Genomic DNA, 11687 nt, shown 5'->3' with positions numbered 1-11687 from the left:
ACGGCCTGGACAATTCAGTTGATGCGCCCTAAGACGCTCTCGCAACAAGCTTCACAATACGTACTGCGGGATTTTCAATAGCTCTCCATCCCGGAACGCTGATTGGTGTGCGACAATCCCCGCCACGGTCATGTTGAGAGACTGGGCTACATCCACCCAGGGTTTGCGATCGCGGAGGATCGCGTCCACGAATTCACACGTGAGGTGACCGTGTGACCCGCCATGACCACCACCGGCAACACCTGGTGGCAGCGGTGGGCGGTCGGTGTTGACTTGGCCCTGGCCCGCCAGCTGTCCGTAAACACGCCCCTGCTCACCGTGAGCTGACGGCATGTCCCAGCACACCGCCATCCGTGACATCCCACCTTCGCTGGTGCGGAACAAAGCGATCTCTGATCCAAACGGGTTCTGGTAGTCGTTATTTGCCGCCTGCAGATGGGGAATGATGCTGTGATTGCCCATGCAGGAGACCTCTGTAAAACGCCCACCAGTAACCCCGATGTAGTATGCATTGGAATGGGTCGGGTAGTATTGTGGCGGGAGTCCCTTGCGCCAGCCGTTACTGTCCACCTGCTTTGTCTTGGGGTTGTATCCGCCAAGGAGCTTTCCAAAATAATGAAAATACTCGCCCTCCGAATAGACAATCTCACCCAGCTCGCCGGACTGATACTGTTGATGCATCGCGTACAGGTCGGGTCGATAATAAGATGTCTCAAACATCATGTATTTCTGCCCGCTCGTCTTGACCGCCTCAAATAACCGGTCGGCATCCTCGAGCGATCCGAAGACTGCAGGCACCGCCGAAGCGACATGCTTACCATGCTCCAAGCCCGCGATCGCTAAGCGTGCGTGGCTGGGCGCATCCGTTGCGATAAACACGGCCTCAATGCGATCGTCAAGGATCATTTTCTCAAAAGACGGATACGTCGTCTCGCAGCCGCACACCTTTGCTAGCTCGGCGCACTGCGAAGGAATCAGGTCTGTGACCGCGACAACCTCGACGTTCGGGTGGTTCTGGAAGCCAAACTGCGCTCCAAACCGGCACAAACCGTAACCAGCAATGCCCACTCGAATTTTGCGATCCGAGAACGGCTGCCAGTTCTTGGAGGCATGGGTGTCCGACTGCCCTTTTTCAAACCCAGCGATCACCTGACCGCTGGCATCCTTGGGTGCTGACGCAGTCTCTTGAGCCGATGCCGTAATGCCCACGCCAAGCGCCGAGGTGCCCAGACTGACTGCTTGTATGAACTGACGTCTTGAAGTGGATTTGCTCATGAGTATGTTTCCTTAGAGAACGTTGCCTTCGATGACAAAATGAAATTTTTCTAACAAGGGACGATAGCTACCAAAGTCGCTCCTAAAGCTTCGGAAGCTCTTTTTTGATGGCCGGCCCCACATCGATCAATTGTTCCGTTGTTTCACCTTCGGCGACCGTGACTTCCGCCGTCGTCGTCTTCAGCGAACTGAATTGAGGGTCGACAAGTCGGAACATTGTCGCTGGGGGAACCCCGGCCGGATCGTTGGATACTTCAACCGGCCCCTCACTACTAATCTTGTCCACCGTTACCTTGTATGTGCCCGCTGGCGCACCCTCAAACTTTCCAAGTGTCATGATGTTGACGACGCCCGTGGCGTCGGTGGATCCACCGCTGGCCCAAGTATTCGAAGCATCTTCCGGCATGAGCTGCACGCTTGCACCTTCCAGCGGCGTGCCATCTTGCACAATCGTAACTTTGACCGGCTGCAAACTTGGCATTCCGACAGGCAGCTCGTCGCCCGAACAGCCGACAAAAAACGTCGCACTAAGTCCGATGATAAAAAGCTTGGAAATAGATAGTGTTTTCATCTTTGCAATTCATTGTTAAGGAGGAAAATGTGTGAAAGCAGGCTGGGCGATCTCGTCCGCCAGTGCTGAGGATCTCGGCCAAGACTGGTCACCCCACCAATGGATCCGCGGCATTTGGACGTCACGGCAACAAATCAACTGAAACGCCCTGCCAATCCGTGTCGTCAGACCTGATCGACGGATGCAACTTGAGTCGACGATCAGGTTCCTGTATCATTCATTCGAGCGACTCTGTTTCTTGCCCTTGTGGCGATCCCATCGCTCCCCAAACACCATACGGACTCTTGCCGGACTTGACCTGATAACTGTTGAGATTCCCACTATCGATCGAGTCGGTCACGAATCGAACCGCCCCATCAAACAAGAGTGTCTGCACGCCGCCTTGATGGTGGCTGGTTGGAGAAAATGTACCCCAACTATTGTTATTGCCAGCATAGGCGCATGATGGTGAATTGGGAGAGAGCGTTGTTGTAAAGCGGCTATTAATGGCTCGTCCGTCACCGAGAATCAATCCACGCCAGCAGTCCGCAGGGGTGACGTAAGAGAGGCGGTCAGGAGTCATGGGAACAGTCAGACAAGGTGCTGCAGATGCCGTTGTCCCGTCATACATCCCGTTGAAGTTTGCAACGTCTCCTCGGACGAGCGCTAGGTCTCGGGGAGCACCCACAACTTCGCTCATCGCAATCGTGCGGCTCAGTCCGTCGAGTATGTCACGAAATCGCCTCTTATTCGCATTCATGTTGGTGGCCAGAGCACTGACCCACATGCTGCGTATATCAATTCTGGCGATGGCCATGTTTTCAGATGCATCGGACTTGGCATTGTGCCACATCGCATCTCCCAAACAAAACACATAAAGACTTTTGGAAATATTATTCAGTTCCGTCGAATCTCCATTCGCCGCTGACGGACAGATGAACGCGGCTTGTGGACCGGCAGCCTGTAGTGAGGGAGAATCCCACAGATAGGAGTTGGGGGCCGCATTTTTGGCGTCCTGCGTGAAGGCATCATGCAATGCACCCATCTCCATAAAAGGCATTAAAAACATCAGCCCGCTCACCTGAGGATAGGTTGCGTTGTTGTTATAACCCTGGAAATGTGTGGCTGCGGCGGGGAGTTGATTGTATGCACTGTGGTAGTTCTGTATCGCCAACCCCAATTGCTTCAGGTTGTTAGAGCATTGCATCCGACGGGCCGCCTCCCGAGCTGCCTGGACCGCGGGGAGTAACAGCCCTACCAAGACGCCGATAATGGCAATCACGACCAACAGCTCGACTAGAGTAAAACCGTGGTTTCGCTTCGAAAGACAACGCTTCATCTGATCTTCTCACATAAACACAGGAAAGGAATGGATGTGGGATTGCGTTTTTTGCCAATAGCGCTTCGCCGCTGCGATGACAATCGGTGTGTCTTTCGACAATCTCATAAGTGGACATCGCGGAAATGAGTCGATCATGACTTTCGCTCGCCGGAGAGGACCGGGTGATTGTCTCGAATATGATGCGACAGTGATTTCCTTGCCGCTGACCAGTTTCTCGTCAGGAGAGCGGTCAGAATCTCCCGGTGCTGACGCATCGTCTCAATTGCCACGGCACGATTTCGATCCTCCCATACAAACAACAGCTTGTAATATCGCCCCTGACGATCGAAGAAATCTTGAATATAGGTATTGCCCGCCGTGACGATGAGGTATTCGTGCAAGGACTCATTCACACAGAGTTCGCCGCCGGCCGACGTGGGTGCCGCATTCAGTTCGAGCAGGCGTTCCAGTTCTCCGGTGTCAAGCTTGGGCCGAGCCAACTCCAATGCCTTCAGCTCCAACGCCTCACGCACTTCGATAAAAGCCAGGAGATCGTCATGGCGAAACGGACGCAGGCGCCAACCGCGCCGAGGAATGTGATCGAGCACGCCTTCACCAGCGAGTCGATGCAGGATGTTACGGATCGCCGAGCGGCTAATGCCGTACTTCTCAGCCGTCACTTCCTCACGCAAATAAACCGGTTCGCCGCCCAGACTGAGCTGCACTAGGTCGTTGGCAATGACGTCATACGGGTCCCGCGGCGGCTCGGGCGAAGGGTGCTCGCGATGGCCGCCAGGACGCTTGCCGCTCGAGCACGCGACTGCCAGGCGATTGTTTTCACCTTTCTCCAGCAACCCTTCCTCAATCAATTCTGCCACCGCAGCTCGAACAGGCGTCAAGCTGACCTTGTAGTGGCCCGCGAGTGAATCCAGGGTCAGCTGAACCGGCGATTCCCACCCCGATCTCAGCTGCGCCGCGAGGTCATTCTTGATGTAGGAGGTGATTGACATGTCGACAGCGTACTTGTCTTCGGCGACAAAAACAAGTACTTTGGCGACAAAGTCAAATAAATATCGTGCGGCTGATTGTTCGTACCACTCGCGCGGCACATCCCGTCACAGCAGAAACTGGCAGCAGCAATGAAAATCACAGCGATCCAAACGCATGTCTGTCACGCCCGCATGCGGAACTGGATATTCGTCAAAGTGCTCACCGACCAACCAGGACTCTATGGCTGGGGTGAAGCGACGCTGGAATGGCATACTCGCGGCGTCGTCGGCGCAATTGAAGATCTGGCGCCTCTCCTTATTGGCGAGGACCCAACATGTGTCGAGCACCTATGGCAGATGATGTGGCGGCAGCACTTCTGGCACGGCAGTGGTGTGACGAGATCAACGGCGATTGCCGGGATCGATCTTGCCTTGTGGGATATCGTTGGCAAGGCGTACGGAGTGCCGTGTCATAAATTGTGGGGCGGCAGCGTTCGAGATTCGATCCGTTTGTATTGTCATCTCGGCGGTGGCGATCTCGAGAGTTTTTATGAGACGCCCGTCGACAATGCGAAACAGTTCGCGGATTTGGCCCAACAAGCCGTTGAAGATGGATTCTCTGCGTTTAAATCCATGGCGGTGCCACCTACCATGCCGATCGAGGGCCTCGGGCCGATCAAGGCTGCCGATGCCTGTGTCGCTGCGATGCGTGAGGCGGTAGGAGCGGACATCGACATCATGGTGGACTGTCACGCGCGACCTTCACCAGCGATGGGTATGCAGTTCGCAAAAGCTCTCGATCAGTACGGACTCTACTTCCTAGAAGAACCCTGTTGGCCAGAGAGCATTGCAGGACTGGCAGCCATCAATGCAGCGATCGCCACGCCCATCGCAGCGGGAGAACGGCTGACGCATCTAGCGGCGTTTCGTGACCTCTTCGTCGCCCGAGGCTGCGAGATCTGCCAGCTTGACCTGACACACTGTGGGGGATTCACCGAAGCTCGACGCATCGCCGCGCTCGCCGATGCCTATCGAATCGCCCTCGCCCCTCACAATCCGCAGGGACCCGTCAGCACAGCGGCATCGCTGGAGTTCGGGTTCTCACAGCCGAGCTACATCATCTGCGAGTCCGTCCACAACGACGTCCCGTGGCGCGATGATATCGTCGAAGAAGGATTCACCATCGACAAAAAAAACCGCACTGTCTCCGCGAACACGAGGCCTGGGTTGGGGATCTCAATCAACGAGGACGAAGTGAAAAAACACCCGTTTGAGCAGGAGATTGCGCAACGGGTCTTCTATCGAGACGGCAGTGTGGGCGATTGGTAGGAGACGGTAACGCAATTGTTCACGTCGATGACGAGTGATCGGAGTCGCCAAACTCTGTTTTATCTCAGCGTAAGTTTAACTCAGACTGCTCAGACACCATGAATCAATATTCACCCGCCCAGCCTCCATTTGCCCCACCTCCATCTGCCCAGCGACATAGTTCGTTTCGAGGTCGCATCGGAATTGCCCGTGAGGACATCACGCCACCGGTCGGTATCTACTCACGAAACTGGGGTGCCGCGACACATGAGACTGCCGAATCGATTCACCGTTCCTTGTCGCTCACCGCGCTAACGATTGCGACTTCAGCGGGTGGTGATCCTCTCGTTCTGATCGATGCAGACCTGGGCTGGTGGCGCGAGATGAACTCGTTTCGCCGGTTTCAGAAACGGCTACTCGACGAGGTCAAGCTTGCATCGTCCCACCTGATTTTTGCCTTGAGTCATACGCACGCGTCGCCGCCTTTGATGGAGCCCGATCCTTCCCTACCGGGCAGTGAACTGCTCGGACCGTGGTATGAGCTCATCTATCAAGCCGCCGTCAGTGCCATCAAGCACGCGTTAACGACCGCTGACGAGTCCGTCCTGGATTGGCACAGGGGGCATTGTGGACTCGCGGTCGCACGCGACTTCCCTGATCCTCATCCAACCTCAAACCGCATGATCTGCGGTTACAATCCAGCTGTCGCTGCTGACGATACATTGGTAGTGGGACGCATCACCGATCCAGCGGGAACGGTGCGAGCAACGTTGGTCAACTACGCCTGTCACCCCACCACACTAGCTTGGGCAAACACGGCGATCTCCCCGGACTATATCGGGGCCATGCGGGAGACGGTCGAGGAGGCAACCGGCGCGATCGCGTTCTTTCTTCAAGGGATGTCGGGAGAGCTCGCGCCCAAGCACCAATACGTTGGCGATGTCGAAGTGGCCGACCGTCATGGAAAACAACTGGGGCATGCTGCTTTGGCAACTCTTAACGACATGGATCCGGTCGGAAATCATCTGTGCTTCGAGGGCGTGATGGAATCTGGAGCACCGCTGGCACTTTGGAAATATCAACCCCACGAGATCTCGCCAGCATTGCAGGCCATCGAAGTGACCGTGGATCTGAAACTCAAAGAGTGGCCATCAGCGGAGGCCCTCGAACAGCAGCGCATCGCTTGCGATGACCGGGCATTGGAAGAGCGTCTGCGACGGAAACGAGATATCCGGCGGTGGCTCGGCGATGGTTCATCGTTTCCACTTCCCGTGTATGCGTGGAGAGTCGGCGACGCTGTCATTGTCGGTTGTGCAGGTGAAGCCTACTCACAGGTGCAGCAGGAACTACGACACCGCTTTGCCGATCTCACCGTCATCTGCATGAACATTGTCAACGGTACAGTCGGCTACCTGCCGCCAGCCGATTTATACGATGTCGATACTTATCCTGTCTGGCAAACGCCGTTCGATCGTGGCTGCCTCGAACGAACCGGCGAGGCGATGTGCGATGCCATCGAAAAACTTCTCAATTGAATCGCCGCCATCCTCCAATTATGTCCTCATAACCGACGAGAAAGCATGTCGACTACGACGATGAAACCCAGCATGGAAGGTGTATTTCCTGTGCTGAGCACTCCGTTTGATGCCCATGATGAGATTGATCGCGACAGCCTTCAACGCCAAATCGACTGGGCGTTCCAGCTTGGTAGCAACGGTGTTTGCTCTGCCATGGTTTCAGAAATTCTACGACTCACATCGGCCGAGCGAGTTGATCTCAATCAACTCATCGTGGAAATGGCGGCCGGTCGTGGTGCGGTTGTCGCGAGCGTCGGTGCGGAGAGTGTCAAACAGGCCGTTTACTTTGCGAACGCGGCCGTGGAAGCTGGCTGCGACGCCCTGATGGCAATTCCTCCCGTCACCACACGGTTGCCCTTAGCAGCACTTCAAGACTACTTCAGGATACTGGCCGATGCCGTACCCGTTCCGCTCATTGTTCAAGATGCCTCGTCGTACGTCGGCGCTGCGATCCCAACGGAATTCTACGTTCGTCTGCTCGATCAATACGGACCACAGAAGATCCTTTTTAAACCGGAAGGAGCGCCCATCGGACCCAACCTATCCGACCTTCGTGACGCGAGCGGCGGTCGTGCCAATATGTTCGACGGATCGGGCGGCATCCTACTGATCGATGCATATCGCCGCGGCGTCGTCGGCACCATGCCCGGCGCCGATCTGCTCGACGGGATTGTCGCTTTATGGAATGCGTTGAAAGCCGGCGATGACGAGACTGCCTACCGAATCTACTTCCCCATCTGTGCGATCGTGGCCTTGCAACTTCAAGCGGGGCTCGATGGGTTCTTGGCCATCGAAAAGTACATTCTGGTGAAACGAGGTCTGTTCACAACCGATCGCCGCCGCGAACCGAATGCTTGGGCTCTCGACGTGGAAACTCGCCATGAAGTGGATCGACTTCTGGAGATGTTGACCCAAGCAGTTTCCTGCCCCCAGTAGCATGCATCCGATTTATCTTGATCTCACGATCATCGCCGGCTGCGGCGGATTTCGGGTGAGATCCGAAGTCGGCTCCCCCGTCGTTGACGACGCTCGTGTGGAGACTCGCCCACTCAGAGGAGCAGAGCCGTCTGGCTACGATCGCAGAACTCGCATCTCATTGTTGTTAGAATGAAGACCACGCAGTGACCTCACTGCGGGCCCACCTTCATTCCTCGAATTCGCGATACAGGCTTCCCATGGACAGACGCACGTTCTTAACCGGATCCACGCTCGCTACCACCGCTGCAACGCTCGCCGGCGGCGCCTATGCAGCGGAAACCTCCACACCTCGCCGAGTTGGATTGATCGGCTGTGGATGGTACGGAAAATGTGATCTGCTGCAACTGATCAACATCGAGCCCGTCGAAGTCGTTTCCCTGTGCGACGTCGATTCCGATATGCTTGACGAGTGCGCCGATCTCATGCAGTCACGGCAGAAGTCTGGCAAGCGACCGCGAACCTATGCTCGCTTTGACGAGATGCTGGCCGAGCAAGATCTCGATATTGTCATGGTTGCCACGCCGGATCATTGGCATGCGCTCGCCATGATCGCGGCGGTGAAATCGGGTGCGGACGTGTGGGTGCAAAAGCCGACGGGAGTGGATGTACTCGAAAGCAAAGCGATGCTCGATGCGGCACGGGCGAACAACCGGGTCGTCCAAGTCGGAACGCAGCGGCGGAGCACACCGCACTTGATCGAAGCCAAAGAACGGGTGGTCGACGAGGGTCTGCTCGGTAACATCGCTTTTGCCGAAGTCTGCTGCTACTACCATATGCGCGCCAATTCCAATCCGCCGACCAGCGAACCGCCTGCCAACCTTGATTTTGATGCGTGGACCGGCCCGGCACCGCTACGCGACTACAACAAGCTGATCCATCCACGCTCCTGGCGAGCGTTTATGGAATACGGCAACGGGATTGTCGGTGACATGTGCGTTCACATGCTCGACCTGGTCCGCTGGCAACTCGATCTGGGTTGGCCACAGCGAATCAGCAGCGTGGGCGGGATCGAGGTCCAAACAAAATCGATCGCGAACATCACCGACACCCAAACGGCCACGTTTGATTTCGATGACCTCGACGTGGTCTGGACACACCGCAGCTGGGGCAGTCCCCCGGATCCCAAGTATCCCTGGGCCGCTGTCATCTATGGCGACAAAGGAACGCTCAAACTCAGCGTTAACGGATACGATTTCGAACCGCACGGTGGTGGGAAGAAACTCAGCGGCACGCCCCTGATCGAGCTCGACGAGTATCCGAGTGATCAATCCGATGTCAAGGATTGGAAAATGGAGTTGCACGTGGCATCCGCCATCCGTGGCCACCTGCGCGACTTTCTCAATGCGATCGACAACCGCAGTAAACCCATCGCGGATATCGAGCAAGGGCACATCAGCAGCGCCTCGTGCATTCTGGCCAACAACGCCATGCAGCTCGGCCGGACCCTAGCTTTTGATCCCCAAACGCATACCATCCCCGGTGACGAGGAAGCAACGGAGAGATTGAAACGTCCCTACCGAGCCCCCTATCAACATCCTGGAAATGCTTCTTAGCGGAACCTACCAGTACACATCCGTTTGATGAACTCCAAAATCTCACGCCCACTTCGGATCATCGCCGCTGTCGTCGCCATGACGGTGGCGACGATATTTGGTGCGGAAACCACGATGGTCAACGCGGATATCATCTTGATTGCGCAGCCACCGAGCTGACTCTCCTGAATTGCCGCAAACCGACGATGTGGTCGAATCCATGTGCGTCTCAATCAACCGACTGCCATCGCACACCCGTCAGCCTGAAACACACCACACGGTTATTGGTGACGTCCGGTCCCACAACAATCGAAGGTGTCGAAAACGTGGGTGAATTTGGCAGTGAGGGTAGCGACATGCCCGGTTTTTCTTGGCTACTCTTGTTTTAAGTTTCTACGCGGCCGGGCCAGCCCCCCCCGAAAAGCAACGCTCAGATTTATCTTGACCTCGTAATTGCCTCATGCTAGGGTTGAACTGGTCACATCACCGCTCTGGGAGGAGCATTGGTGTGTCCATGTCTAACCGACCCAACCCAGCTCCGATGAGCTGGCCCCGCCTGTGGTCGGTTTGTTCTCAGGTCGATCTGTTATGGATCGCCTGAGGATGCATGATTGCATCAGGTCATCGGTTCCCCACCGAGGCAGACTTGACGCAAAAACCAATGCGCAGAAATCACGATTGGGTCGGTAGCGCTGGCCCATTCTTGAACTGACAATCACGGTCAAGGAGTGCCAAGCATGAGATCCAGTCGCCGATATTCCTGCATCGTCCGCGCAATCACTACATCAGTAGCGATTTTCATGGCGGCGATCATTGCCGAGACCGCTAGCGGCGAACCCCGACTGCAACGGGGGGACACCGCATTTGAAAGTCACAATGGTGATGTTTCGATCACCAGCGATTTTCCGGGTGGGCGAATGAAAGATTGCTTGCAGATCAGTGATGACACCTTCACTGTCACGATCGCGCCTGAATCGACTCCGATCAATGATAGCGCCTGGTACGCTTTTCAGGTTCAGTCTCAGAATCCGAAAACCATTCGCATTCTCCTGCACTACGTCAATGGCTCGCACCGCTACGAGCCCAAGATCAGCCGTGACGGCGAGAACTGGCAATCGGCAGCGGATTTGATCGCAGAGACCAGCGACAACGGCCAGGATGTGGAACTGGAGGTTCCCGTCGATTCAAAACCGCTTTGGATTGCCGGACAAGAATTACTCGGCACAGACGAGGTCTCGCTGTGGTCCGAACAGCTCACACGTTTGCCCTACGTTGAGCGACAAGAGATCGGTCAGTCCGTTCAAGGCCGGCCTGTCGAGCAACTGACGATTACTGAATGCGACGAACCGAACTACGTTTACATCATTGCGCGTCAGCATCCACCGGAAGTGACAGGCGCGATTGGAATGCTGAACTTTGTCGACACCATCGCCGGATCTTCCGACCTGGCCCAGCGGTTTCGCAAGCGATTCGCCGCTCTGGTCGTGCCCACGGTCAATCCCGACGGGGTGCATCAGGGCCATTGGCGCACCAATGCCAACGGTGTGGACCTGAACCGCGATTGGGCTCACTTCACCCAGCCTGAAACTCGAGCGGTCCGCGATCGATTGTTGCAGTGTCGGCGCTCGGGTGACCGTCGTCTGTGTCTGTTCGTCGATTTTCACAGTACCTACAACGATATCTTTTACATTCCCGCACCGAACCCGAATATCTTTCCAGCCGGATTCACGCAACAATGGTTCTCATCCATTCAAAACCGATTCCCTAGCTACGAAGTCAGCGTGGATGACAACCACAATGCCCACCGCAGCACCAGCAAAGCTTGGGTCAACAACACGCTCGGTGTCACTGCGGTCACCTATGAATTCGGTGACGAAACCGATCGTGAGATGATCCAAACTGTGGCAGACGGTGCGGCTGAAGAAATGATGCGTTTGCTGCTCGAACTACCGAGTGATCACAGCCCTGCAGTCCTCGCGAACGAATCCGAGGACGACGCAACAAAGCCTATCGACATAGAACTCGTTGACGTGAAATTTGACGGTGGCAGCAATGGCAAACCGTCGATCCAGCTAGTCTCCGGTGTTGTTGATGGTAAACCCGTCGCATTGCAGTAAAGGGTCGTCCCGATCCAGGCGACCAGATTCTCCCGGGGAC

The 11687-nt window shown here is 55.8% G+C and carries 10 protein-coding genes; 6 read left to right on the top strand and 4 right to left on the bottom strand.

All coding sequences use genetic code 11. The features are described 5' to 3' along the window. Positions 1 to 51: 51 nt before the first annotated feature. From Poly21_RS24850 to Poly21_RS24835, 4 genes are all read right to left on the bottom strand, one after another. Positions 52 to 1275, bottom strand: a complete 1224-nt coding sequence (locus tag Poly21_RS24850) for a Gfo/Idh/MocA family protein (protein ID WP_146409779.1) — start codon at positions 1273 to 1275, stop codon at positions 52 to 54. 82 nt (positions 1276 to 1357) lie between these two features. Further along, positions 1358 to 1846 carry a carboxypeptidase regulatory-like domain-containing protein gene (locus Poly21_RS24845; RefSeq protein WP_146409778.1) on the bottom strand — a complete coding sequence of 163 codons (489 nt, stop codon included), beginning with the start codon at positions 1844 to 1846 and terminating at the stop codon, positions 1358 to 1360. A gap of 217 nt (positions 1847 to 2063) precedes the next feature. After that, entirely contained in the window at positions 2064 to 3164 is a 1101-nt protein-coding gene (locus tag Poly21_RS24840; RefSeq protein WP_146409777.1) for a DUF1559 domain-containing protein, read from the bottom strand. A gap of 134 nt (positions 3165 to 3298) precedes the next feature. Further along, positions 3299 to 4156, bottom strand: a complete 858-nt coding sequence (locus Poly21_RS24835) for a GntR family transcriptional regulator (protein WP_146409814.1) — start codon at positions 4154 to 4156, stop codon at positions 3299 to 3301. Between the two features lie 129 nt (positions 4157 to 4285). Here Poly21_RS24835 and Poly21_RS24830 point away from each other — a divergent pair, with 129 nt between their 5' ends. The 6 genes from Poly21_RS24830 to Poly21_RS24810 all read left to right on the top strand — a co-directional run bounded on the left by Poly21_RS24830 (position 4286) and on the right by Poly21_RS24810 (position 11647). Beyond that, complete coding sequence (locus Poly21_RS24830) at positions 4286 to 5464, top strand: enolase C-terminal domain-like protein (protein ID WP_146409776.1); 1179 nt, start codon at positions 4286 to 4288, stop codon at positions 5462 to 5464. Positions 5465 to 5562: 98 nt separating this feature from the next. Further along, positions 5563 to 6978 carry an alkaline ceramidase gene (locus Poly21_RS24825; RefSeq protein ID WP_146409775.1) on the top strand — a complete coding sequence of 472 codons (1416 nt, stop codon included), beginning with the start codon at positions 5563 to 5565 and terminating at the stop codon, positions 6976 to 6978. Positions 6979 to 7023: 45 nt separating this feature from the next. Further along, positions 7024 to 7956 carry a dihydrodipicolinate synthase family protein gene (locus tag Poly21_RS24820; protein WP_302120557.1) on the top strand — a complete coding sequence of 311 codons (933 nt, stop codon included), beginning with the start codon at positions 7024 to 7026 and terminating at the stop codon, positions 7954 to 7956. Positions 7957 to 8195: 239 nt separating this feature from the next. After that, positions 8196 to 9551 (top strand): Gfo/Idh/MocA family protein, encoded by a 1356-nt coding sequence (locus tag Poly21_RS24815; RefSeq protein ID WP_146409774.1) that lies wholly within the window; start codon positions 8196 to 8198, stop codon positions 9549 to 9551. 27 nt (positions 9552 to 9578) lie between these two features. Further along, the gene (locus Poly21_RS27955) at positions 9579 to 9710 is read left to right on the top strand and encodes a hypothetical protein (RefSeq protein WP_302120556.1); all 132 of its coding nucleotides are present in this window, start codon (positions 9579 to 9581) and stop codon (positions 9708 to 9710) included. A gap of 557 nt (positions 9711 to 10267) precedes the next feature. Beyond that, positions 10268 to 11647 (top strand): M14 family metallopeptidase, encoded by a 1380-nt coding sequence (locus tag Poly21_RS24810; RefSeq protein WP_302120555.1) that lies wholly within the window; start codon positions 10268 to 10270, stop codon positions 11645 to 11647. Positions 11648 to 11687 lie beyond the last annotated feature (40 nt).

The organism is Allorhodopirellula heiligendammensis (genome assembly GCF_007860105.1).
Lineage (GTDB): Bacteria > Planctomycetota > Planctomycetia > Pirellulales > Pirellulaceae > Rhodopirellula > Rhodopirellula heiligendammensis.
Note: the sequence above shows the minus strand (reverse complement) of the source record. Positions and strands in the feature narration are given on the sequence as shown.

Coding starts and splice junctions, on each gene's coding strand:
- Poly21_RS24850 (WP_146409779.1), bottom strand. CDS start 1,275: ATGAGCAAATCCACTTCAAGACGTCAGTTCATACAAGCAGTCAGTCTG.
- Poly21_RS24845 (WP_146409778.1), bottom strand. CDS start 1,846: ATGAAAACACTATCTATTTCCAAGCTTTTTATCATCGGACTTAGTGCG.
- Poly21_RS24840 (WP_146409777.1), bottom strand. CDS start 3,164: ATGAAGCGTTGTCTTTCGAAGCGAAACCACGGTTTTACTCTAGTCGAG.
- Poly21_RS24835 (WP_146409814.1), bottom strand. CDS start 4,156: ATGTCAATCACCTCCTACATCAAGAATGACCTCGCGGCGCAGCTGAGA.
- Poly21_RS24830 (WP_146409776.1), top strand. CDS start 4,286: ATGAAAATCACAGCGATCCAAACGCATGTCTGTCACGCCCGCATGCGG.
- Poly21_RS24825 (WP_146409775.1), top strand. CDS start 5,563: ATGAATCAATATTCACCCGCCCAGCCTCCATTTGCCCCACCTCCATCT.
- Poly21_RS24820 (WP_302120557.1), top strand. CDS start 7,024: ATGTCGACTACGACGATGAAACCCAGCATGGAAGGTGTATTTCCTGTG.
- Poly21_RS24815 (WP_146409774.1), top strand. CDS start 8,196: ATGGACAGACGCACGTTCTTAACCGGATCCACGCTCGCTACCACCGCT.
- Poly21_RS27955 (WP_302120556.1), top strand. CDS start 9,579: ATGAACTCCAAAATCTCACGCCCACTTCGGATCATCGCCGCTGTCGTC.
- Poly21_RS24810 (WP_302120555.1), top strand. CDS start 10,268: ATGAGATCCAGTCGCCGATATTCCTGCATCGTCCGCGCAATCACTACA.